At 57.1% G+C, this 23,054-nt stretch carries 18 protein-coding genes and 3 tRNA genes; 4 read left to right on the forward strand and 17 right to left on the reverse strand.

What is annotated here, in order from left to right; translation table 11 throughout:
* Nucleotides 1–38: 38 nt before the first annotated feature.
* From rnr to nnr, 13 genes are all read right to left on the reverse strand, one after another.
* Entirely contained in the window at nt 39–2,483 is a 2,445-nt protein-coding gene (gene rnr / locus ACJBF3_RS15415) for a ribonuclease R (RefSeq protein WP_045329887.1), read from the reverse strand.
* Between the two features lie 38 nt (nt 2,484–2,521).
* A complete protein-coding gene (gene nsrR / locus ACJBF3_RS15420) occupies nt 2,522–2,947 on the reverse strand; it encodes a nitric oxide-sensing transcriptional repressor NsrR (RefSeq protein ID WP_023310139.1) in 426 nt (141 codons plus the stop codon).
* Between the two features lie 201 nt (nt 2,948–3,148).
* Nucleotides 3,149–4,447 carry an adenylosuccinate synthase gene (locus tag ACJBF3_RS15425; RefSeq protein WP_024907332.1) on the reverse strand — a complete coding sequence of 433 codons (1,299 nt, stop codon included), beginning with the start codon at nt 4,445–4,447 and terminating at the stop codon, nt 3,149–3,151.
* Between the two features lie 104 nt (nt 4,448–4,551).
* Entirely contained in the window at nt 4,552–4,749 is a 198-nt protein-coding gene (locus ACJBF3_RS15430; RefSeq protein ID WP_003855996.1) for a DUF2065 domain-containing protein, read from the reverse strand.
* Nucleotides 4,750–4,820: 71 nt separating this feature from the next.
* Nucleotides 4,821–5,825: a protease modulator HflC gene (gene hflC, locus ACJBF3_RS15435; protein ID WP_023334250.1), complete on the reverse strand. Its 1,005-nt coding sequence runs from the start codon at nt 5,823–5,825 to the stop codon at nt 4,821–4,823.
* A gap of 2 nt (nt 5,826–5,827) precedes the next feature.
* The gene (hflK, locus tag ACJBF3_RS15440) at nt 5,828–7,087 is read right to left on the reverse strand and encodes an FtsH protease activity modulator HflK (RefSeq protein ID WP_045329889.1); all 1,260 of its coding nucleotides are present in this window, start codon (nt 7,085–7,087) and stop codon (nt 5,828–5,830) included.
* Between the two features lie 56 nt (nt 7,088–7,143).
* Nucleotides 7,144–8,424 (reverse strand): ribosome rescue GTPase HflX, encoded by a 1,281-nt coding sequence (gene hflX / locus ACJBF3_RS15445; protein WP_023310136.1) that lies wholly within the window; start codon nt 8,422–8,424, stop codon nt 7,144–7,146.
* Nucleotides 8,425–8,498: 74 nt separating this feature from the next.
* On the reverse strand, nt 8,499–8,810 hold the full coding sequence (hfq, locus tag ACJBF3_RS15450; RefSeq protein ID WP_008502919.1) for an RNA chaperone Hfq: 312 nt from the start codon (nt 8,808–8,810) through the stop codon (nt 8,499–8,501).
* An 85-nt stretch (nt 8,811–8,895) separates the two neighbouring features.
* Entirely contained in the window at nt 8,896–9,846 is a 951-nt protein-coding gene (gene miaA / locus ACJBF3_RS15455) for a tRNA (adenosine(37)-N6)-dimethylallyltransferase MiaA (protein WP_045329892.1), read from the reverse strand.
* Complete coding sequence (gene mutL, locus ACJBF3_RS15460; RefSeq protein ID WP_045329896.1) at nt 9,839–11,683, reverse strand: DNA mismatch repair endonuclease MutL; 1,845 nt, start codon at nt 11,681–11,683, stop codon at nt 9,839–9,841. The genes miaA and mutL overlap by 8 nt, the downstream gene beginning before the upstream one ends.
* A 9-nt stretch (nt 11,684–11,692) precedes the next feature.
* Nucleotides 11,693–13,033, reverse strand: coding sequence for an N-acetylmuramoyl-L-alanine amidase AmiB (gene amiB, locus ACJBF3_RS15465; RefSeq protein ID WP_045329897.1), 1,341 nt, complete (start codon nt 13,031–13,033; stop codon nt 11,693–11,695).
* Nucleotides 13,034–13,049: 16 nt separating this feature from the next.
* The gene (tsaE, locus tag ACJBF3_RS15470; RefSeq protein ID WP_045329900.1) at nt 13,050–13,511 is read right to left on the reverse strand and encodes a tRNA (adenosine(37)-N6)-threonylcarbamoyltransferase complex ATPase subunit type 1 TsaE; all 462 of its coding nucleotides are present in this window, start codon (nt 13,509–13,511) and stop codon (nt 13,050–13,052) included.
* Nucleotides 13,504–15,027 carry a bifunctional ADP-dependent NAD(P)H-hydrate dehydratase/NAD(P)H-hydrate epimerase gene (gene nnr, locus ACJBF3_RS15475; protein WP_045329902.1) on the reverse strand — a complete coding sequence of 508 codons (1,524 nt, stop codon included), beginning with the start codon at nt 15,025–15,027 and terminating at the stop codon, nt 13,504–13,506. The genes tsaE and nnr overlap by 8 nt, the downstream gene beginning before the upstream one ends.
* Here nnr and queG point away from each other — a divergent pair.
* Entirely contained in the window at nt 15,026–16,165 is a 1,140-nt protein-coding gene (gene queG / locus ACJBF3_RS15480; RefSeq protein ID WP_045329904.1) for a tRNA epoxyqueuosine(34) reductase QueG, read from the forward strand. The genes nnr and queG overlap by 2 nt on opposite strands.
* Before the next feature lie 270 nt (nt 16,166–16,435).
* Here queG and ACJBF3_RS15485 read toward each other — a convergent pair.
* The 4 genes from ACJBF3_RS15485 to orn form a co-directional block, all read right to left on the reverse strand.
* Nucleotides 16,436–16,511: transfer RNA gene (locus ACJBF3_RS15485), tRNA-Gly, on the reverse strand.
* A 36-nt stretch (nt 16,512–16,547) separates the two neighbouring features.
* A tRNA-Gly gene (locus ACJBF3_RS15490) sits at nt 16,548–16,623 on the reverse strand.
* A gap of 36 nt (nt 16,624–16,659) precedes the next feature.
* Nucleotides 16,660–16,735 (reverse strand) — tRNA-Gly (locus ACJBF3_RS15495).
* Between the two features lie 196 nt (nt 16,736–16,931).
* Nucleotides 16,932–17,477, reverse strand: a complete 546-nt coding sequence (gene orn / locus ACJBF3_RS15500; RefSeq protein WP_045331420.1) for an oligoribonuclease — start codon at nt 17,475–17,477, stop codon at nt 16,932–16,934.
* A 107-nt stretch (nt 17,478–17,584) separates the two neighbouring features.
* Here orn and rsgA point away from each other — a divergent pair, with 107 nt between their 5' ends.
* The 3 genes from rsgA to mscM all read left to right on the forward strand — a co-directional run bounded on the left by rsgA (nt 17,585) and on the right by mscM (nt 23,046).
* Nucleotides 17,585–18,637: a small ribosomal subunit biogenesis GTPase RsgA gene (rsgA, locus tag ACJBF3_RS15505; RefSeq protein ID WP_072265610.1), complete on the forward strand. Its 1,053-nt coding sequence runs from the start codon at nt 17,585–17,587 to the stop codon at nt 18,635–18,637.
* A 97-nt stretch (nt 18,638–18,734) separates the two neighbouring features.
* Nucleotides 18,735–19,703, forward strand: coding sequence for an archaetidylserine decarboxylase (gene asd / locus ACJBF3_RS15510; protein WP_045331425.1), 969 nt, complete (start codon nt 18,735–18,737; stop codon nt 19,701–19,703).
* A 19-nt stretch (nt 19,704–19,722) separates the two neighbouring features.
* Complete coding sequence (mscM, locus tag ACJBF3_RS15515) at nt 19,723–23,046, forward strand: miniconductance mechanosensitive channel MscM (protein ID WP_045331427.1); 3,324 nt, start codon at nt 19,723–19,725, stop codon at nt 23,044–23,046.
* The last annotated feature ends 8 nt before the right edge of the window (nt 23,047–23,054 follow it).

Consider the following 23,054-nt stretch of genomic DNA (forward strand, 5'->3'; position numbering starts at 1 on the left):
CTCTCCCCACTGGGGAGAGGGTCAGGGTGAGGGGAAAATTACTCCGCCTGCTTTTTCTTCGCCGCGCGCTTCGCTTTGGTGGCGGCCGCTATTTTCTGTGTCTTCGCGGAAGGTTTCTTCGCGGAACGGGCTTCTTTCTTCGCCGCCTTCGGCTTCTGCTTCTTCTCGCCGCGGAACGCGCTATCCGGCTCGAAGTTGACCTTCTTGCCCGCCTGACGACGCTTACCGCCGCCCGGCTTACCGTTACCGGTTTTTTTCGCCCGTTCACGCTCGGTTTTACCGACGTTACGCGGCGCGCGCTCGCTGGAGATCAGGCTGAAGTCGATTTTACGGTCGTCCATATTCACGGCCTCAACCTTAACTTCCACACGGTCGCCCAGACGATAGGTCTGGCCGCCAGACTCGCCAATCAGACGCTGGCCGACCTGGTCGAAGCGGTAGTAGTCGTTATCGAGGCTGGAGACGTGCACCAGACCGTCGATAAACAACTCGTCCAGACGCACGAAGAAACCAAAGCCGGTCACGCTGGCAATCACGCCTTTAAAGACGTTACCCACCTGATCCAGCATAAAGTCACACTTCAGCCAGTCCGCCACGTCGCGCGTGGCTTCATCGGCACGGCGTTCGGTCATGGAGCAGTGCTGACCCAGCTGCAGCATCTCGTCCATTGAATAGTGGTAGCCACCGGTTTCGGTCGTGTTCCCTTTATGGCCCTGCTCCTGCGCCAGCAGATACTTGATCGCACGGTGCAGAGAGAGGTCAGGATAACGACGGATCGGCGACGTAAAGTGGGCGTAAGACTGCAGCGCGAGGCCGAAGTGCCCCCGGTTTTCCGGATCGTAAATCGCCTGCTTCATAGAGCGCAGCAGCATCGTCTGCAGCATTTCTGCGTCAGGACGGTCGCTTATGGATTCCAGCAGTTCGGCGTAATCGCGCGGCTCCGGCTTGTTGCCGCCAGGCAGCTCAAGGCCCAGCTCGGCCAGCACGGAGCGGAACGACGTGATGGCTTCCGTGGTCGGCTTATCGTGAATACGGAACAGCGCAGGCTCTTTGGCTTTCTCAACGAAGCGTGCCGCCGAGATATTCGCCAGAATCATACACTCTTCAATCAGCTTGTGCGCATCGTTACGCTGGGTCTGCTCGATACGCTCGATGCGGCGCTCGGCGTTGAAGATAAACTTCGCTTCTTCGCTCTCGAACGAGATCCCGCCGCGCTCTTCGCGCGCCTGCTCCAGCGTTTTATAAAGGTTATGCAGCTCTTCGATGTGTTTGACCAGCGGCGCGTACTGTTCGCGCAGATCCTGGTCGCCCTGCAGCATATGCCAGACCTTGGTGTAGGTCAGACGCGCGTGCGAGCTCATCACCGCTTCGTAGAACCTGTAGCCGGTTAAGCGCCCTTTGTTGGAGATGGTCATCTCGCAAACCATACAGAGGCGGTCAACCTGCGGGTTCAGGGAGCACAGGCCGTTAGACAGCACTTCCGGCAGCATCGGTACAACCTGCGACGGGAAATAGACCGACGTACCGCGGCTGCGGGCTTCGTTATCCAGCGGGGTGTGTGGACGAACGTAGTAGCTGACGTCTGCAATCGCCACCCACAGACGCCAGCCGCCGCCGCGTTTTTTCTCGCAGTAAACGGCGTCATCGAAGTCGCGGGCGTCTTCACCGTCGATCGTGACCAGCGGCAGGGAGCGCAGATCCACGCGGCCCGCTTTAGACTCTTCCGGGACTTCTTCGCGCAGGCTTTCGATCTGCTCTTCTACCGCTTTCGGCCAGATGTACGGAATCTCATGGGTGCGCAGCGCCATATCCACGGCCATGCCGGTACCCATGTTATCGCCTAAGACTTCCACAATTTTACCAACCGCTTTGGTACGACGGGTTGGGCGCTGGGTGAGCTCAACCACCACCACAAAGCCCATGCGCGCGCCCATTACCTCTTCAGGCGGGATGAGGATATCGAAGCTCAGACGGCTGTCGTCCGGCACCACGAAGCCCACGCCCGCGTCGGTAAAATAGCGGCCCACAATCTGGCTGGTTTTTGGCACCAGCACGCGGACCACGCGCGCTTCGCGGCGGCCTTTACGGTCAGCGCCCAGCGGCTGCGCCAGGATCTGGTCGCCGTGGATGCACATTTTCATCTGTTCAGATGAGAGGTAGAGATCGTCTTTACGGCCTTCCACGCGCAGGAAGCCGAAGCCATCGCGGTGACCAATGACGGTCCCTTTCAGCAGATCGAGGCGTTCTGGCAGCGCGTAGCACTGGCGGCGGGTAAAGACCAGCTGCCCGTCACGCTCCATCGCGCGCAGGCGGCGGCGAAGGGCTTCAATTTGCTCTTCACCTTCAATGTTTAATTCAACGGCAAGTTCTTCACGATTGGCGGGTTTTTCGCGTTTTGTTAAGTGTTCAATGATGAACTCGCGGCTGGGAATAGGATTCGCGTATTTTTCGGCTTCGCGTTCCTGGAAAGGATCATGTGACATGTCGGTTCCTCCGTTGTCAGCTCCGGTGGACGTTTTCTTCATTCCACCAGCAATAATTTATAAAGCGGTTGATTCTCTTCAACCAAATCGGCCAGCGTGTAGTTATCCAGCTCCATGAGAAAACTTTGCACGGCCTTTGAAAGCGCCTTTTTCAGGCGGCAAGCGGGCGTAATGTGGCAGAACTCGCTGCTGCAGTTGACCAGAGACAGCGGCTCCAGTTCACGTACCACATCGCCAACACGAATACTCTGCGCCGGTTTACCGAGACGGATCCCACCATTCTTCCCGCGGACGGCAGCAACGTATCCGGCACGACTAAGTTGATTGATTATTTTGACCATATGATTACGGGATACGCCGTAGACCTCTGTGACTTCAGAGATGCTGGTCATCTTCCCATCGGGTAACGACGCCATGTAAATCAGCGCACGTAAGCCGTAATCGGTGAAACTTGTTAACTGCACATCAACCTCAGGAAAAAGGGAAATCGCGGACAAACCGCAGAGATATTCAATAATGATGATAAACCAGCCAGATAGATAGCGGCTAATTTATTTGAACTGAAAGGAGAACGGAGGATAAAAAAGCCGGATGCGCGTTGCTTATCCGGCCTACGATGGGTTTTGTAGGCCCGGCAAGCGCAGCGCCGCCGGGCGAAACCATCATTATGCGTCGAACGGGTCGCGCAGGATCATCGTTTCGGTACGATCCGGGCCGGTAGAAATAATATCGATCGGCACTTCGGTCAGTTCTTCAATACGCTTGATGTAATCCAGCGCCGCCTGAGGCAGGCCGCTACGCTCTTTCACACCGAAAGTGGTCTCAGACCAGCCCGGCATGGTTTCGTAGATTGGCTCAATGCCTTCCCAGTCGTCAGCAGCCAGCGGCGTGGTGGTCACTTCGCGGCCATCTGGCATACGGTAGCCGACGCAGATTTTTACTTCTTTCAGGCCGTCCAGTACGTCCAGCTTGGTCAGGCAGAAGCCAGACAGGGAGTTGATCTGCACAGCACGACGCACGGCAACCGCATCCAGCCAGCCGGTACGACGACGACGACCGGTGGTCGCGCCAAACTCGTTACCCTGCTTGCACAGGAACTCGCCGGTTTCATCAAACAGCTCGGTCGGGAATGGACCCGCACCCACGCGAGTGGAGTACGCTTTGATGATGCCCAGAACATAATCCACATAGCGCGGACCCAGGCCAGAGCCGGTCGCCACGCCACCTGCGGTGGTGTTCGAGGAGGTCACGTACGGATAGGTACCGTGGTCGATGTCCAGCAGCGTACCCTGCGCACCTTCAAACATGACGAAATCGCCACGCTTGCGCGCCTGGTCCAGCAGATCGGACACATCAACAACCATACCGGTCAGAATGTCTGCAATCGCCATGACGTCATCCAGCACTTTCTGGTAGTCAACAGCGTCAGCTTTGTAGAAGTTCACCAGCTGGAAGTTGTGATATTCCATCACTTCTTTCAGTTTTTCAGCGAAGGTGGCTTTGTCGAAGAGGTCGCCCACGCGCAGACCGCGACGCGCAACTTTATCTTCGTAAGCCGGGCCGATACCACGACCGGTGGTACCGATGGCTTTCGCACCGCGCGCTTTTTCACGCGCCACGTCCAGCGCCACGTGATAATCCAGGATCAGCGGGCAGGCTTCGGAGAGCAGCAGACGCTCACGAACAGGGATACCACGGTCTTCCAGACCTTTCATCTCTTTCATCAGCGCAGCAGGAGACAGCACAACGCCGTTACCGATGATGCTGGTGACGTTATCACGAAGAATGCCTGATGGAATAAGATGGAGGACGGTTTTTTCACCGTTGATTACGAGAGTATGGCCTGCGTTGTGACCGCCCTGGTAGCGTACAACATATTTAGCCCGTTCAGTCAGAAGATCAACAATCTTCCCTTTACCTTCGTCACCCCATTGGGTGCCCAGTACGACGACGTTGTTACCCATTTTTTTCAAAATCACCGTTTGCTTAAAAATGGATTCTACCATCGCTTTTTCAGATATACAGCACTTTTTGACCTCAAAATACGCCGATTGCGCCTACTTTTTGATCAGCCAATCGTTTTCCTCAACATGTAGTAGATCACGATGCCCGCAACCACAAGACCGCCGCCAAAACGACGCAAAATATTATCCGGCAATTGGCTCATCGTGGCGATCATTCGACGCCAGGCGCGCGGATAGAGCATTGGTCCGAGACCTTCCAGCACCAGGACGAGGGCCAGTGCGAGCCAGATCGTTGAATTCATTTTTATTCCTTATAAAAGAAAACCACCGCTCCGTTGAGAGCGGTGGTTTGAATACTCAAACGAGCCTGAGTTTATCGCGTAGCGTTAGTCGGCGTCTTCATATAACGGAAGAAATCGCTGTCCGGGCTGAGCACCATCACATCCTGGTTGCTCTGGAAGCTATTCTCGTAAGCGCGCAGGCTACGGATAAAGGCGTAGAAGTCAGGATCCTGGCTGAAGGCGTCTGCGAAGAGCTTCGCCGCTTCGGCATCGCCTTCACCGCGCAGGATACGGCCCTGACGCTCAGATTCCGCCAGCGTCTTGGTGACTTCATAGTCCGCTGCGGCGCGCAGCTTCTCAGCCTCTTCCTGGCCCTGTGAACGGTGACGACGGGCTACCGCTTCACGCTCGGCGCGCATACGGTTGTAAATCGCCTCGGACACTTCTACCGGCAGGTTGATCTGCTTGATACGCACGTCAACCACTTCGATACCCAGCGCAGCCATACTGTTCGGGTTGATCACCGGCACTTTACCGTTGGTCTCCGCCTGAACGCGTTCAGCCGCTTTGGCAATCGCATCATCTGCTGCCGGCGTTGAAACTTCGTCTTCAGTGCCCGCTGTACCGGAGTTCAGGGCATCGCGCACTTCCAGAGTCAGACGACCGCGGGAGTCGGTCACGATGTCCTTCACGTCCAGACGACCAATCTCAGAACGCAGACGGTCAGAGAACTTACGCTTCAGCAGCACTTCTGCCTGAGAAACGTCACCGCCGCCCGTCGCCAGGAAGTAACGGCTGAAATCGCTGATGCGCCATTTGATATAGGAATCAACGATCAGGTCTTTTTTCTCTTTGGTCACGAAACGGTCGGCCTGGTTATCCATGGTCTGGATACGCGCATCAAGCGTTTTCACCGACTGAATGAACGGCACCTTGAAGTGCAGGCCCGGCTCGTAAATCACCGGGCGTTTGTCGCCGTCACGCACGACGCTGCTGAACTGGAACTTAATTCCACGCTCGCCCTCTTTCACCACAAAGATCGAGGTATAAAGCGCGACCAGTACGATGACGATGATCGCAATAACTGACTTACGCATCCTTATTCCCCCTGACGCTGGTAGTCGTTACGCTGCGCGTTAGCACGGCGTTGGTCCATAATGTCACCATCGTTCGAAGAAGGCGTTGTGTTCGTGCTGGCGCTGCCCGTTGAGGCAGACGGCAGACGCAGCAGGTTGTTCGCGCCGCTGGTGTCGCCTTTCGCGGCTGGTGCAGCATTGCCTTTCAGCATCTGATCCAGCGGCAGAACCATCAGGTTTCCACCTTTGTTGTCGTTAACCAACACTTTGCGGGTGTGGCTCAGCACTTTTTCCATGGTCTCGATGTAAAGACGCTCACGGGTAATTTCCGGTGCCGCTTTATATTCCGGCAGGATCTTCGCGAAGCGAGCCACTTCACCCTGCGCTTCCAGGATGGTCTGCGTCTTATACGCGCGCGCTTCTTCCAGAATACGCTGCGCCTGGCCGTTAGCGCGTGGCTGAACTTCGTTGGTGTACGCTTCCGCTTCACGGATGTACTGCTGTTCGTTTTCACGTGCGGCAATCGCATCGTCAAAGGCGGCTTTCACCTCTTCCGGCGGACGCGCAGCCTGGAAGTTAACGTCCAGCAGGGTAATACCCATGTTGTACGGACGAATAGTCTCTTCCAGCTCGCGCTGGGTATCGCTACGAATAACGGTACGCCCTTCGGTCAGGATGCGGTCCATGGTGTATTTACCGATTACGCCGCGCAGGGCGCTGTCGGTCGCCTGACGCAGGCTGTCATCGGCGCTGGTCACGCTAAACAGATAACGCTCAGGATCGGTCACGCGGTACTGCACGTTCATCTCGACGCGCACCACGTTTTCATCAGAGGTCAGCATTACGCCAGAAGCCGCCAGCTCACGGACGGACTCCACGTTTACCGCGGTCACGTCGTCAATGAAGGTCGGTTTCCAGTTCAGGCCCGGCTCAACCAGATGGCTGAACTTGCCGAAACGGGTGACCACGCCGCGTTCCGCTTCTTTAATGGTGTAGAACCCGCTGGCTGCCCAGATGATGACCACCGCAGCGGCCACGATACCTACAACGCGGCCTCCCATTGGCGGGCGCGGAGTCTGAGTGGAATTGCCACCCGAGCCAGAACCTTTTCCTCCGCCAAGGCCACCAAGCTTCTTGCTCAGCTTGCGGAAGATATCATCCAGATCCGGCGGCCCCTGCTCGCGACCACCTTTGTTGCCATTTCCCTCAGAGTTGCCGCCAGGTTTGCTGCTTCCCCACGGGTCGCGGTCTTGTCCGTTATTACCGGGCTGATTCCACGCCATGTATATGCTCCATATTTGTTATGCAAGGGCGAATTATTCAGGCATCCCCTTTCTGATCAGACGATATAGTCGACCAGGGCAGGTTCTTGTTTACAGAGGCGACGCCAGTCAACGATCGGCATACGCACCTGCATCCCCACGCTGCCGTCATCCTCCATCCACTCTTTTTCTATCGCCTGAAGCTGATAAAACCGGCTGCGCAGCCTGCCTTCCTGTGGCGGCAGTCGCAGCGTGTGCTGAGCTACCTCACCGGAAAGACGTTCTGTCAAAGCCTGGAAAAGCAGTGGCACACCAATACCGGTCTGGGCAGAAAGCCAGACCCGAATCGGTTTGTTTTCTTCATCTCGGTCAATACGCGGTTCGAAATCGTCCAGCATATCGATCTTGTTCATGACCAACAGCGTTGGGATCTCGTGGGCGTCAATCTCTTCGAGCACCACGTTCACCGCGTCGATGTTCTCCTGCACGCGCACGTCTGCCGCATCTATCACGTGCAGCAGCAGCGTCGCCTGACGCGTCTCCTGCAGGGTGGCCTTAAACGCCGCCACCAGGTCATGCGGCAGATGGCGAATAAACCCTACGGTATCCGCCAGCACCGTTTCACCGACGTCAGCAACGTCAATACGGCGCAGCGTAGGGTCCAGGGTCGCAAACAGCTGGTCTGCGGCATAAACCTGGGCCTCGGTTATCTGGTTAAACAGGGTGGATTTACCGGCGTTGGTATAGCCCACCAGCGACACCGTCGGGATGTCGGCTTTAGTACGCGCCCGACGCCCCTGTTCACGCTGTTTCTCTACGCGTTCCAGACGCGAGAGGATCTGGGTAATTCGGCCACGCAGCAAACGACGGTCGGTTTCGAGCTGGGTTTCACCCGGGCCGCGCAAACCAATCCCGCCTTTTTGTCTTTCAAGGTGTGTCCAGCCACGCACCAGACGCGTTGCCAGATGGCGCAGCTGCGCCAGCTCAACCTGCAGTTTCCCCTCGTGGGTGCGGGCACGCTGAGCAAAAATATCTAAAATCAAACCCGTGCGATCGATAACACGGCATTCGCAAAGGGCTTCCAGGTTGCGCTCCTGGGCTGGAGACAGCGCATGATCAAACAACACGACTGACGCGCCGGTTGCTTTTACGGCATCCGCAATTTCGACTGCTTTACCTTCACCAACAAAATACTTTGGGTGCGGCGCTTTACGGCTACCGGTAATCACCTGCATTGCTTCGACACCGGCGGAAGAGACCAGAGATTCAAACTCCTGGAGGTCTTCCATATCTTTGTCTTGCGAAAAATAGATGTGTACCAGCACCGCCTGCTCACCGGCATCATAACGGTCAAACAAGCGTAAACCTCTCTAAAAAGATCAGCGGGGAACGCAGGATCCCTGGCTCCCCGTGTGGATAACAGTGCGAAACCTTATTCGGTCTCGTCGCTGTCCTGCGCTGGCGTTGAAGAACCCTGCGCGTTGCTGCCATGATGGTAGTTACTACCCGTGCCGCCGCCAGCGTTATTGCTGTGATGAGATACCGGACGAGACGGAACAACGGTAGAAATAGCGTGCTTATAGACCATCTGGCTGACCGTGTTTTTCAACAGAATCACGAACTGATCGAAAGACTCAATCTGACCTTGCAGCTTAATACCATTCACCAAATAAATAGAAACTGGAACACGTTCCCGACGCAATGCGTTCAGGAACGGATCTTGTAAAGATTGCCCCTTAGCCATTCTATCTTTTCCTTATATGCTTGTTTTGTACTTAGAACCTTGCGATTCTGAAAAATTGCGCACGATACGTCTCAATTGTACACATTCAGTGAGCGATATCACCAACAACCTCAATCACTTCGTTTAACGCCTGTTGCGGTTTTTCACTGTCTAACCAGTGAACACCCTCCCAACCGCGCAACCAGGTGATCTGGCGCTTCGCTAACTGTCTCGTGGCGCAAACACCTCTATAAACCATTTCATCGTATGAAATCTCACCTTCAAGATAAGACCACATCTGGCGGTATCCCACACAACGAACGGAAGGCATGTCCGTATGCAAATCTCCACGGGCAAAGAGCGCCCGCACTTCTGCTTCAAAATCTGAAGCCAACATCTGATGAAAACGCTGCTCAATTCGCTGATGGAGCAGTTCACGGCTCGCCGGGGCGATGGCGAACTGATGCACCTGATACGGCAGAGCGTCTCCTGACGTTTGCGTCAGTTCCGTTAAAGTTTTACCCGAAATGAAAAAAACTTCCAGTGCCCGGGAAAGCCTTTGCGGATCATTTGGATGGATCCGCGCTGCCGCAACCGGGTCAATCTCCGCCAGTTGCTGATGCAAAACGTCCCAACCCTGCTCTGCCGCCTGCTGCTCAATTTTTGCTCTTATTTCCGGATCCGCGGATGGCAGAGGTGACAACCCCTCCAGCAGCGCCTTGAAATAGAGCATGGTTCCGCCAACCAACAGCGGTATACGTCCCGCCGCCGTTATCTCGGCCATCTCGGCTAAGGCATCCCGGCGGAAATCCGCTGCGGAGTACGCCTGAGCCGGGTCGAGAATATCCAGTAAACGGTGCGGTGCCGCACGCAGCTCGTCTGCGTCAGGCTTCGCCGTGCCGATGTCCATCCCTCGATAGATGAGGGCGGAGTCGACGCTAATCAACTCTACAGGCAAAACTTTACGCAGCTCAATGGCTAACGCCGTTTTGCCCGAGGCCGTTGGGCCCATTAAAAAAATTGCCTTAGGCAGGCTCGCCTTACTTACGTCAATCATGTTTCAGGGCGTTCATCGCCGTTTGTAAATCAACAGGTTGTAATAAACCACCCGGCGGCGTTTTTACCAGGTGCGGGCAGAGACGTTCCACCTCCGCCAGCACGCTGATGGCCTGCGCCATACTCCACGGCGCGTGTTCGCTTGCCAGATGGCGGGCGATCCACTGCGCGGTGTTGGCGGCATCAAACGATGTTTGCTGCGCCAGGTAGCCTATCAGTTCAGGAATCAAGTTTTGTAAATTTTGTTGGCGTAAGGGTAAAGGCACTGCACGAATTGTCACATGTTGTGGTTCGAGCACAGTTTCAATACCCATCTGCGCCAGCTGCGACCTAACGCGCTGCAATACCCTTGTTTCATCAGGGGATATTTTCAGGCGTACCGGAATTAACAGCGGCTGCGCGCAGGCTGCGTTTTCGCCCGGCGTGAGCTGCACCTGTTTGAGCCAGCGTTCGGCGACCGGCAAGGCCAGAAGCATCACGTTGCCGTTACGTTCAAGCAGCGCCATATCCGGGGCGATAATCGTCAGCACCCGGCCGAAACTCTGGCTATGACCGTCCAGTGAAGGCTGAGGGGCCGGAATGGGCTCTTTACTCTCTACCGCAGGCGTTTCCAGCAGTTTGCGGTACAACGCCCCCTGCTGCTTTTGATAGCCAGGCTGGGCATTCGGGTAGTTCGCGCCCGTTGGACGCGGTGCGCTCCCTGCTGATGAAAAGCGCGGGGCTTCCGGTTCACGCGCGACGGCAGGCTCCGCAAAATGGTTGCGCCCCGCGGCCACACGGTTTTCGGGCAGCGGACGCGGCGCAGGGGCGTCGTTCTCCAGCGGCAGCGTTGGCGCTGCCTGCTGCTGCAACACGGCGGCCACGCCCTGATAAATAAAGTCGTGCACCAGACGCGACTGGTGGAACCGCACCTCATGCTTGGCAGGGTGAACGTTCACATCCACCTGATGGGGGTCGATATCCAGATAAAGGACGAAAGCAGGCTGCTGATCGGCCCCGAGCTTGTCTTCGCAGGCCTGGCGAATCGCGTGATTGATGAGGCGGTCGCGCATCATGCGGCCGTTGACGTAGCAATACTGAATTTCAGAGAACGCAGCGCTGCTCGCGTTTGGATCGGCAACCCAGCCGCGCAAAGCCAGATCGCCGTGCTGCCACTCAATGGCCAGCGCCTGTTCCAGAAACGGCACTCCGCAGATCGCCCCCAGACGACGCTCTTTCTGCCCGCCTTCCGCCACCGCGCGATACTGGCGCATCACCTTGCCGTTGTGGCTGAGATTAATGGTGACGTCAAAACGCGCCAGCGCGATACGCCGAACGATCTCGTCGATATGGCTGAACTCGGTCTTCTCGGTACGCATAAACTTGCGCCGGGCGGGGGTGTTGTAGAAGAGATCTAACACTTCAAGCGTCGTGCCGACAGGATGCGCCGCGGGTTTGACCGTCACGTCCATATCGCGCCCTTCGGCGTAGGCCTGCCAGGCCTCCTGCTGATCAGCGGTACGGGAGGTGAGCGTCAGGCGCGAAACCGAGCTGATACTGGCCAGCGCCTCACCGCGAAAGCCGAGGCTAATAATCGCTTCCAGGTCATCCAGAGAGGCAATTTTACTGGTGGCGTGACGCGCAAGCGCCAGCGCCAGCTCCTCTTTTTTAATGCCACAGCCGTTGTCGCGAATGCGGATAAGCTTCGCGCCGCCGCGTTCGATATCAATATCAATGCGGGTTGCGCCCGCATCGAGGCTGTTTTCCACCAGCTCCTTCACCACCGACGCAGGGCGTTCCACCACCTCACCGGCGGCGATTTGGTTCGCGAGCTGCGGCGGTAGAACCTGAATCGGCATGAATTCTCCTTAGTTGGTCGCGGTCATCTCACCCGGCAGCGCCGCGCTGGCCGTCTGGGCGGCACCGCTCTGCGGTGCGGACTGCAGCGGATGCGCCTCAAAGTATTTACGCAGACCGTTATAAATGGCTTCGGCAATTTGCTGCTGGTAACTGTCGCTTCCCAACAGACGCTCTTCACCGTTGTTACTGATAAAGCCCGTCTCTACAAGGATGGACGGGATATCCGGCGAGCGCAGAACGCCGAGGCTGGCATGCTCAGGACGACGTTTATGCAGCACGCCAATGCTTTGCAGCTGGCTCAATACGTTAGTGGCGACATCATACCCGACGCGCTGAGAATGACCGAACTGTAAATCCAGCACCGCCTGGCTGAGGTACGGATCGGACTGGCTGTTCGCCAGCACGTCGCCCGCGCCGCCTAACAGCTCGGACTGCTTCTCATGCTCTTCCAGCCAGTTGGCCATTTCGCTGTTCGCGCGACGGTTCGACAGCACCCAAACCGAGGCGCCGGTCGCGCTACGATTCGGCGCCGCGTCCGCATGAATGGAGACCAGGAAGTTGGCGTTTTGCTTGCGCGCCACGTCCGAGCGCCCCATGACGGAGATAAAGTAGTCCCCGTCGCGGGTCAACACGCCTTTAAACATAGGATCGTCGTTGAGTAGCGAACGCAGTTTACGCGCGATAGCGATAGTCACGTTTTTCTCGCGCGTACCGCCAGGGCCTATCGCCCCCGGATCTTCCCCGCCGTGGCCCGCGTCAATGGCGATGATCACTTTGTCACCGCTGACCGTTGCGCGTCGCGCGCTGGCCGCCGGACGCGTCACCGTTTTGCTGCTGGTTGCCGCGGTAATGCGATCGTTTTGCGATTTAAACGGATTACGCGCGGGTTCAGAAGGACGCGGCGTATATACCGGCTCTTCCACGCGCTTCGCGACGACCGGCGGCGGTGGAGGCGGCGGCGGTACGTCGGCATTGATGGTAAAGACCACCGTATAGTTCGCGCCGTTTTGCTGCTTCACCGCCTTCGTTTTGCCTTTTTCGGTCAGATCGACCACCAGGCGTAACGACTGGCTGTCCTGGGGCGTTCCCGAACGGATGCTTTTCACCAGGTTGTTGCCGCTGAACTGCAGCGGTAATCCCTGGATCACGCCCGTCTGTTTGATATCCAGCGCCACGCTGTGGCTGTCTGGCTGTGAAAATGCATACTCAGGATCGCCCATAAAGCTGAACGTGATCCGGGCCTGGCTTTCGCCGTTTGATACCTGAATATCCGAGAGGTTTGCCGCCCCGGCCTGCGCGCACAGCAGCACGGTGGCAGCCAACAACCAGCCTTTAACGCGATTTATCATCCCGTCATCCCTACGCTTAACCGGCCAGACGCGCCAGTAAGGAACTGCCTGATGAGGAAACCGCACTGATGCGCGCCTCACGCCCTTGTGCCTGGTAATCTAAGTGAATTTCGACATCCGGGTCAGGCAGCACACCCGCACCTTGTTGCGGCCACTCCACCAGGCAGATGGCATCATTGGCAAAATAATCACGGATCCCCATAAATTCCAGCTCCTCAGGATCCGCAAGGCGGTATAAATCGAAGTGGTACACCATAAGATTTTCAAGGGCGTACGGTTCTACCAGCGTGTAGGTTGGGCTTTTGACATTCCCGTTATGCCCTAACGCCTGCAAAAAACCCCGGCTGAAGGTGGTTTTACCCGCACCTAAATCACCATACAGATAAATGACGGTTGCCCCCTGACAGGCCTGCGCCACGCGCTTGCCGAGTTCTAAAGTGGCTTGTTCATCAGGTAAAAGAATCGCTCGATTAGTCATTTTCTACGTCAATCACATCCGGGTTAACAACACGCCGCAGCGTGCAAAAGAGATCGGTGGCCAGCATACCGCGCGTGCCGTAACGCGCAGCCAGTTTATCCGCCGCGACGCCGTGGGCCACGCAGCCCGCACAGGCTGCATCATAAAGGGGAAGTTTCTGTCCAAGCAATGCGCCAATGATGCCGGAAAGCACATCGCCCATGCCGCCGCTTGCCATACCCGCATTGCCGGCATCAATAATGCCCTGCGACTCGTCGCTGGCGACAACGGTTCCTGCCCCTTTTAAAACAGCAACACCTCCGTAACGTTTTACCAGACGCTGAGCAGAAAGTAAGCGATCGCTTTCAATTTCTGCCACGCTGCAGTTAAGCAGCCGCGCGGCTTCGCCGGGGTGTGGCGTGAGAATGCGATTGTGACGCTTATCGGGGTTTATTGCCAGAAGGTTAAGCGCGTCGGCATCCCACAGCATCGGTTTACGAAAATTCTCGACCTTTTGCAGGGCCTGTTTACCCCACGCCTGCTGCCCAAGCCCGGGCCCAATCACCACCACGTCCGCCCATTCCAGGCTTTCTTCAAGCGCCTGGGGCGTAAGCTCGTGGACCATCAGCTCCGGACGGGCGGTAACGATCGGCGCAATATTCTCAATGCGGGTGAGCACTCGCACCAGGCCAGCACCGCTGCGTAATGCCGCTTCGCCGGTCATGCGAATCGCACCTGCCGTGCCATGGTCGCCGCCAATTATCACCAGCCTGCCGCTATCCCCTTTATGGGACGTCGGTCGGCGCGGCGGGAGCCACGCTGCAAGCTGCGACGCATCAAAACGCGCGATGCGCATTTCCTGCCCGGCCAGCCAGCTTTCCAGCCCCAGCGCACTGTGGTGCAACACGCCAACAACGTCTCGCGCTTTGCCGGTCAGTAACCCCGGCTTGAGGGCGATAAAGGTCACCGTGTGCGCAGCCTGAATCACCGCTCCCGGCGTCGCGCCGGTTTGTGCAATCAGGCCTGAAGGAATATCCAGGGCGACAACCGGCGCGGAATGTCTGTTCGCGTGTTCAATCAGCGCGGCTACGTTTTCGCGAGGCGCGCTGCGAAGCCCGGTGCCCAGCAGACCGTCAACAATCAGATCAGCATCCTCTGGCCAGACGATATCCGGCGCATGAATCACACCGCCTGCGTTAAGCCACGCCGTGCGCGCCGCGTCCGCCTCTTCCGGCAGCGGTTTCTCACTCTCCAAAGCCAGCAGCGTCACGCGGATACCTGCCGCAGCCGCAAGACGGGCGACAACGTAGCCGTCGCCGCCGTTATTGCCGTGCCCGCACAGAATCAGCCAGTGAGCGGCCTGCGGATACGCGCTGCGGGCAACGTTAAACGCCGCCTCACCCGCGCGCAGCATCAGTTCGTAAAGGGTTATCCCGAGGCTGTCTGCGGCCTCTTTTTCGGCGCGCCGTAGGTCATCCGCATGCCAGATGGAATGTGGTATACTTGCGGGGTTTTTCTTCACCGTATGGTCCGTCATGTCACAGCCCCTCGATCTCAATGAATTAGCGCAAAAAATAAAACAGTGGGGTGCTGAACTTGGCTTCCAGAAGGTGGGTATTACCGATACCGACCTCTCGGCCAGCGAGCCAAAACTGCAGGCCTGGCTGGATAAACAATACCACGGCGAAATGGAGTGGATGGCGCGTCATGGCATGATGCGCGCCCGTCCACACGAGCTCTTGCCGGGCACGTTACGCGTCATCAGCGTGCGCATGAACTACCTGCCCGCCAACGCGGCCTTTGCGCGCACGCTAAAAGACCCCTCTTTGGGTTACGTCAGCCGCTACGCCCTGGGACGTGATTACCATAAGCTTCTGCGCAACCGTTTAAAAAAACTCGGGGAAACCATTCAGCAGCACTGTGTTTCGCTGAATTTTAGACCCTTTGTCGATTCTGCGCCTATTCTTGAGCGCCCGATCGCCGAAAAAGCCGGGCTTGGCTGGACAGGTAAGCACTCACTTATCCTTAGCCGCGACGCCGGATCGTTCTTCTTCCTGGGTGAACTGCTGATTGATTTGCCGCTGCCGATAGACGGCCCGGTAGAAGAAGGCTGTGGGCGCTGCGTGGCCTGCATGACCATTTGCCCGACGGGTGCCATCGTCGAGCCCTACACCGTTGATGCACGCCGCTGCATCTCCTACCTGACTATCGAACTGGAAGGGGCCATTCCAGAAGAATTTCGACCGCTTATCGGCAACCGCATCTACGGCTGCGACGACTGCCAGCTGATCTGCCCGTGGAACCGCTATTCACAGCTCACGGACGAAGAAGATTTCAGCCCGCGTAAGGCGCTGCATGCGCCGCAGCTTATTGAGCTGTTCGCCTGGACCGAAGCCTGGTTCCTGAAAGTGACGGAAGGCTCGGCCATTCGCCGTATCGGCCATCTGCGCTGGCTGCGTAACGTTGCCGTCGCGCTGGGTAATGCTCCCTGGGATGAAGCGAATCTGCGGGCACTTGAAAGCCGTAGAGGTGAGCACCCACTTCTTGATGAACACATAGAATGGGCGATTGCGCAGCAAATTGAGAAGCGTAATGCCTGTGTAGTCGAGGTGCAGCTACCGAAGAAACAGCGTCTGGTAAGGGTAATCGAAAAAGGGCTTACGCGAGATGCCTGAACTATTCACAGCCTGTGAATAAAATTACAAACTCAAGCGCCATCTGGGCTGGAGATGAGGTCAAGTGATCTCAATAACATTTTGAAATCAAATTTTATTTATTAAATACAGCAAGTTATAAAGATATTATTCACCCTGCTAAGTTTTAACCCTGTTCCGGTTAAGCGCAGTTTCTGTGGATAACTCTGTTTACAAGAGTATTTCAGAGACAATAGAAAACGTCCCCAACGAATTATTTCGCTGTGGATATTTTAGAGATGATGAAGAATTTGGAGCGGGAAACGAGACTCGAACTCGCGACCCCGACCTTGGCAAGGTCGTGCTCTACCAACTGAGCTATTCCCGCTTGGGTGGTCCGTGCTGTGGAAGCACTTTCAAATTTTGGAGCGGGAAACGAGACTCGAACTCGCGACCCCGACCTTGGCAAGGTCGTGCTCTACCAACTGAGCTATTCCCGCTTGGGCAGTCTGTGCTGTGAAAGCACTTTCAAATTTTGGAGCGGGAAACGAGACTCGAACTCGCGACCCCGACCTTGGCAAGGTCGTGCTCTACCAACTGAGCTATTCCCGCAAATCTGTACTGCTTTTGTTGCTGTCGTAACGTGTAATTCTCTGTCGTTACGGGAGGCGCATTATACGAGAAATCCTTTTAGCTGCAACCCCCCTTAAAGCGATTTTTTCGAAATTCAGTTCAAATGCTTATTAAATCGGCAAGCTGAACAATTTAACGGCAAAAACCCGGCCACGCAAGGCGCCGGATCTCAAAATCACAGCTTAATAAAGTTTTCGCGGTAGTACGCCAGCTCCGCCACGGACTCCCGGATATCGTCCATCGCCTGATGGGTGCCCTGCTTTTTAAAGCCGTCGAGGATTTCAGGCTTCCAGCGACGCGCCAGCTCTTTCAGGGTGCTGACATCCAGATAGCGGTAGTGGAAGTAAGACTCCAGCTCCGGCATGTACTTAAACAGGAAGCGGCGATCCTGGCCGATGCTGTTCCCGCAAATAGGCGATTTACCCGCCGGAACCCACTGTTTCAGGAACTCAAGCGTTGCCAGCTCCGCCTCGCGGTCGCCAAACGTGCTCGCCTTCACGCGCTCCACCAGGCCGCTGCCGGTATGGGTGCGCACGTTCCATTCATCCATCAAGGCCAGCTGCTCATCGGACTGATGCACGGCAATCGTTGGGCCTTCCGCCAGGATATTCAGGTTGGCGTCCGTCACCAGCGTTGCAATTTCAATAATGCGATCGCGCTCGGGATCCAGCCCGGTCATTTCGAGATCGATCCAAATCAGGTTGTTTTCATCCGCGCTCATGTTATTTTCCACCCTTCTCGCATAACCGGCAGTAGCAGGTTAACTAGTATTAATTAGAGTGTATCATAGAGGTTTTGCCCCTTATGGGCGACCAGGAGCCAGCGCGATTGAGTAAAAATAAACTCTCCAAAGGGCAGCAGCGCCGCGTAAACGCCAACCACCAGCGCCGTCTTAAAACCACTTCGGAGAAGCCGGATTATGACGACAACCTGTTTGGTGAAGCGACAGAAGGCGTAGTCATCAGCCGTTTCGGTATGCATGCCGATGTCGAATCCGCCGACGGGGAAATTCACCGTTGCAATATCCGTCGCACCATCCGTTCACTGGTGACCGGCGATCGCGTGGTCTGGCGACCAGGCAAAGAGGCCGCTGAAGGGGTCACGGTTAAGGGCATCGTTGAGGCCGTGCATGAACGCACGTCGGTGCTCACCCGCCCGGATTTCTACGATGGCGTGAAGCCGATTGCCGCCAACATTAACCAGATCGTCATAGTTTCGGCGATTTTACCTGAGCTTTCGCTCAACATTATCGATCGTTACCTTGTCGCCTGCGAAACGCTGCAGGTGGAACCGATCATCGTATTGAACAAAATCGATCTGCTGGATGACGACGGCATGGCCTTCGTGAATGAGCAGATGGATATCTACCGCAAGATTGGGTATCGCGTGCTGATGGTCTCCAGCCACACCAAGGATGGCCTGAAACCGCTTGAAGAGGCGCTCACCGATCGCATCAGCATCTTCGCGGGCCAGTCCGGCGTGGGCAAATCAAGCCTGCTGAACAACCTGCTTGGCCTCCAGCAGGAGATCCTGACCAACGATGTGTCCAACGTCTCGGGTCTGGGCCAGCACACGACCACCGCCTCGCGTCTGTATCACTTCCCACACGGCGGCGACGTGATCGACTCCCCGGGCGTGCGTGAGTTCGGTTTGTGGCACCTTGAGCCGGAACAAATCTTTAACGGATTTGTCGAATTCCATGATTATTTAGGCGCTTGCAAATACCGCGACTGTAAACACGATAACGACCCGGGCTGCGCTATCCGCGAAGCGGTTGAGAACGGTGAAATTGCGGAGACCCGCTTTGAAAACTATCACCGCATTCTTGAGAGCATGGAAGACGTAAAAACGCGTAAAAACTTTTCTGATTCTGATAACTGACAACTAAGCTAAGCATCGCTAAAATCGTCCCCTTTTTTCAGGTTCCGGCGGCTTAACGCCGGATCAGGAACGACAAAACAATGGCCTGGAGGCTACCTTGTTAAACGCATTTAAACTTTCGCTTCAATACATTCTGCCAAAACTGTGGCTCACTCGCCTGGCGGGCTGGGGCGCAAGCAAACGCGCGGGCTGGCTGACCAAACTGGTCATCGACCTTTTCGTAAAATATTATAAGGTCGACATGAAAGAGGCGCAGAAGCCGGATACCGCCAGCTACCGCACCTTCAACGAATTCTTCGTGCGCCCGCTGCGTGACGACGTGCGCCCGCTGAACACCGATCCAAACGTCCTGGTGATGCCGGCAGACGGCGTGATCAGCCAGTTGGGTAACATCGAAGACGACAAAATTCTGCAGGCGAAGGGCCATAACTACAGCCTGGAAGCGCTGCTGGCGGGCAATTACCTGATGGCGGATCTGTTCCGCAACGGTACGTTCGCCACCACCTATCTGTCACCGCGCGACTACCACCGCGTGCACATGCCGTGTAACGGTATTCTGCGTGAAATGATCTACGTCCCGGGCGACCTGTTCTCCGTGAACCACCTCACCGCGCAGAACGTGCCGAACCTGTTTGCCCGTAACGAGCGCGTCATCTGCCTGTTTGATACTGAATTTGGCCCAATGGCGCAGATTCTGGTCGGTGCGACCATTGTAGGCAGCATCGAAACCGTCTGGGCGGGCACCATTACGCCTCCGCGCGAAGGCGTGATCAAACGCTGGACCTGGCCTGCCGGTGAAGCGGAGGGCTCTGTCGCCCTGCTCAAAGGTCAGGAGATGGGCCGCTTCAAGCTGGGCTCCACCGTGATCAACCTGTTTGCGCCGGGTAAAGTGAAGCTGGCTGAACAGCTCGAAAGCCTGTCGGTCACCAAACTGGGCCAGCCGCTGGCGGTCTCTACCGAAACCTTCGTGACGCCAGATGCAGAACCCGCGCCGCTGTCACAGGAAGAGATCCACGCCGAGCACGACGCCAGCCCGCTGGTTGACGACAAAAAAGACGAAGGCTAACAACAGAAGGATCGCTGACGTGCGCCCGATTATCGTTCTACTGATGGCCTGGTGCCTCAGCATGGGGGCGTACGCAGCGACAGCCCCCGACGCCAAACAGATAACCCAGGAACTGGAGCAGGCAAAAGCGGCCAAACCCGCTCAGCCAGAGACCGTCGAGTCGCTCCAGACAGCCCTGAACGCGCTTGAGGAGCGAAAAGGCTCGCTTGAGCGCGCTCAGCAATATCAGCAGGTTATCGACAACTTCCCCAAACTCTCGCAGACGCTGCGCTCTCAGCTCAATAACCTGCGTGACGAGCCGCGTGACGTGCCCGCAGGCATGACCTCCGATGCCCTGAACCAGGAGATCCTGCAGGTCAGCAGCCAGCTTCTGGAGAAGAGTCGCCTTGCCCAGCAGGAGCAGGAGCGAGCGCGCGAAATTGCCGACTCCCTCAGCCAGCTTCCACAGCAGCAAACCGACGCCCGCCGCCAGCTTAATGAAGTCGAGCGTCGCGTGGGTACGCAAAGCGGCAACACGCCACAGGCTCAGGCGCAAAATCTGGGTCTGCAGGCAGAATCGGCTCGCCTGAAGGCCCTTGTCGATGAGCTGGAACTGGCGCAGCTTTCCGCCAATAATCGCCAGGAACTGTCGCGGATGCGCTCTGAACTCGCTCAGAAGCAGAGCGAGCAGCTTGACGCCTATCTTCAGGCCCTGCGCAATCAGCTCAACAGCCAGCGTCAGCGCGAGGCCGAGCGTGCTCTTGAAAGCACCGAACTGCTGGCGGAGAACAGCGCTAACCTCCCCGCGGGCATCGTCGATCAGTTTAAGGTCAACCGCGAGCTTTCCGCCGCGCTCAACCAGCAGGCGCAGCGTATGGACCTGGTGGCTTCGCAGCAGCGTCAGGCGACCAATCAAACCCTTCAGGTTCGCCAGGCGCTCAACACCCTGCGCGAGCAGTCCCAGTGGCTCGGGTCATCGAACCTGCTGGGCGAAGCGCTACGCGCCCAGGTCGCGCGCCTGCCGGAAATGCCGAAGCCGCAGCAGCTGGATACCGAGATGGCCCAGCTGCGCGTTCAGCGACTGCACTTTGAAGACCTCCTCAATAAACAGCCGCAAATCCGCCAGCTTCGACAGGCTGACGGACAGCCCCTGACCAGCGAGCAGAACCGGATTCTGGAAGCCCAGCTGCGTACCCAGCGTGAGCTGCTGAACTCTCTGCTCCAGGGCGGGGATACGCTGATCCTGGAACTGACCAAGCTAAAAGTGTCCAACAGCCAGCTGGAAGACGCGCTGAAAGAGGTGAACGAGGCCACGCACCGATATCTCTTCTGGACGTCCGACGTGCGTCCGATGACCTTCTCGTGGCCGATTGAAATTGTCCAGGACCTGCGCCGTCTGATTTCGCTGGACACCTTCAGCCAGCTGGGACAGGCCAGCGTGATGATGTTCACCAGCAAAGAGACCATTTTCCCGCTGCTGGGGGCGTTGATTCTGGTGGGCTTTAGCATTTACTCGCGCCGACATTTCACCCGTTTCCTGGAGCGTTCCAGCTCAAGGGTCGGGAAAGTCACTCAGGACCACTTCTGGCTGACGCTGCGCACCGTATTCTGGTCGATTCTCGTCGCCTCCCCGCTGCCGGTGCTGTGGATGACGCTGGGATATGGCCTGCGGGAAGCCTGGCCCTACCCGCTTGCGGTAGCGATTGGCGATGGCGTCACCGCCACCGTGCCGCTGCTGTGGGTGGTCATGATTTGCGCCACCTTTGCGCGCCCCAATGGCCTGTTTATTGCCCACTTCGGCTGGCCGCGTAATCGCGTTGCGCGCGCCATGCGTTACTACCTGATGAGCATCGGGCTGATTGTGCCGCTGATTATGGCGCTGATCATGTTTGATAATCTCAACGACCGGGAGTTCTCAGGCTCGCTGGGGCGCCTCTGCTTTATTCTGATATGCGGCGCGCTGGCCATCGTGACGCTCAGCCTGAAACGCGCGGGGATACCGCTCTATCTGGATAAATCCGGCAGCGGCGACAACATGTTCAACCGGCTGCTCTGGAACCTGCTGCTGAGCGCGCCGCTGTTTGCGATGCTGGCAGCCGCGGTGGGCTATCTGGCGACCGCGCAGGCGCTGCTGGCGCGACTGGAAACCTCGGTGGCCATCTGGTTCCTGCTTCTGGTGGTGTACCACGTGATCCGCCGCTGGATGCTGATCCAGCGCCGCCGTCTGGCCTTTGACCGCGCCAAGCATCGCCGTGCAGAGATCCTCGCCCAGCGTGCGCGGGGTGAGGAAGAGCCAAACCACGTCAACAGCACGGAAGGCACGACGGAAGCGGATGAGGTGGAGCTGGATCTGGATGCCATCAGCACCCAGTCCCTGCGCCTGGTGCGCTCCATCCTGATGCTGATTGCCCTCCTGTCGGTGATCTTCCTGTGGTCAGAGATCCACTCCGCATTTGGCTTCCTGGAAAATATTTCTCTCTGGGACGTAACGTCCACGGTGCAGGGGGTCGAGAGCCTGGAGCCGATAACCTTAGGCGCAGTGCTGATTGCCATTCTGGTGTTGATTATCACCACGCAGCTGGTGCGCAACTTCCCGGCGCTGCTGGAGCTGGCGCTGCTGCAGCACCTGGATTTAACCCCGGGTACGGGTTATGCGATTACCACCATTACTAAATATCTGATCATGCTCTTTGGCGGGCTGGTTGGCTTCTCGATGATCGGGATTGAGTGGTCGAAGCTGCAGTGGCTGGTGGCGGCCCTGGGTGTAGGGCTAGGTTTTGGTTTACAGGAGATCTTCGCCAACTTCATCTCTGGCCTGATCATTTTGTTCGAAAAACCGATCCGCATTGGCGATACCGTGACGATCCGCGATCTGACCGGCAGCATCACGAAGATCAATACCCGTGCGACGACGATCAGCGACTGGGATCGGAAAGAGATCATCGTGCCAAACAAGGCGTTCATCACCGAGCAGTTCATCAACTGGTCGCTGTCAGACTCCGTGACGCGCGTGGTGCTGACGGTACCGGCCCCGTCGGACGCCAACAGCGAAGAGGTCACCCAGATCCTCTACACTGCCGCGGAGCGCTGCTCGCTGGTCATCGACAACCCGGCGCCGGAAGTCTTCCTCGTGGATTTACAGCAGGGGATCCAGATTTTCGAGCTGCGTATCTACGCCGCCGAAATGGGACACCGTATGCCGCTGCGCCATGAGATCCACCAGCTGATTCTGGCCGGCTTCCGCGAGCACGGTATTGATATGCCGTTCCCACCGTTCCAGATGCGTCTGGAAAGCCTGGACGGGCGTAAAACGGGAAGAACGCTGACGTCAGCGGCGCGTACGCGCCCGGCGGGAAGTTTGTAACGCTTCTC

This window comes from Enterobacter sp. PP-008-ECC_S150 (genome assembly GCF_045257065.1).
Classification (GTDB): Bacteria; Pseudomonadota; Gammaproteobacteria; order Enterobacterales; family Enterobacteriaceae; genus Enterobacter; species Enterobacter chengduensis.

Bases quoted from the DNA above. Each gene is read 5' to 3' on its own strand.
- rnr (WP_045329887.1), bottom strand. From the start codon at position 2,483: ATGTCACATGATCCTTTCCAGGAACGCGAAGCCGAAAAATACGCGAAT.
- mutL (WP_045329896.1), bottom strand. From the start codon at position 11,683: ATGCCGATTCAGGTTCTACCGCCGCAGCTCGCGAACCAAATCGCCGCC.
- ACJBF3_RS15425 (WP_024907332.1), bottom strand. From the start codon at position 4,447: ATGGGTAACAACGTCGTCGTACTGGGCACCCAATGGGGTGACGAAGGT.
- hfq (WP_008502919.1), bottom strand. From the start codon at position 8,810: ATGGCTAAGGGGCAATCTTTACAAGATCCGTTCCTGAACGCATTGCGT.
- queG (WP_045329904.1), top strand. From the start codon at position 15,026: ATGTCACAGCCCCTCGATCTCAATGAATTAGCGCAAAAAATAAAACAG.
- hflK (WP_045329889.1), bottom strand. From the start codon at position 7,087: ATGGCGTGGAATCAGCCCGGTAATAACGGACAAGACCGCGACCCGTGG.
- nnr (WP_045329902.1), bottom strand. From the start codon at position 15,027: ATGACGGACCATACGGTGAAGAAAAACCCCGCAAGTATACCACATTCC.
- miaA (WP_045329892.1), bottom strand. From the start codon at position 9,846: ATGATTGACGTAAGTAAGGCGAGCCTGCCTAAGGCAATTTTTTTAATG.
- orn (WP_045331420.1), bottom strand. From the start codon at position 17,477: ATGAGCGCGGATGAAAACAACCTGATTTGGATCGATCTCGAAATGACC.
- hflC (WP_023334250.1), bottom strand. From the start codon at position 5,825: ATGCGTAAGTCAGTTATTGCGATCATCGTCATCGTACTGGTCGCGCTT.
- ACJBF3_RS15430 (WP_003855996.1), bottom strand. From the start codon at position 4,749: ATGAATTCAACGATCTGGCTCGCACTGGCCCTCGTCCTGGTGCTGGAA.
- tsaE (WP_045329900.1), bottom strand. From the start codon at position 13,511: ATGACTAATCGAGCGATTCTTTTACCTGATGAACAAGCCACTTTAGAA.
- amiB (WP_045329897.1), bottom strand. From the start codon at position 13,033: ATGATAAATCGCGTTAAAGGCTGGTTGTTGGCTGCCACCGTGCTGCTG.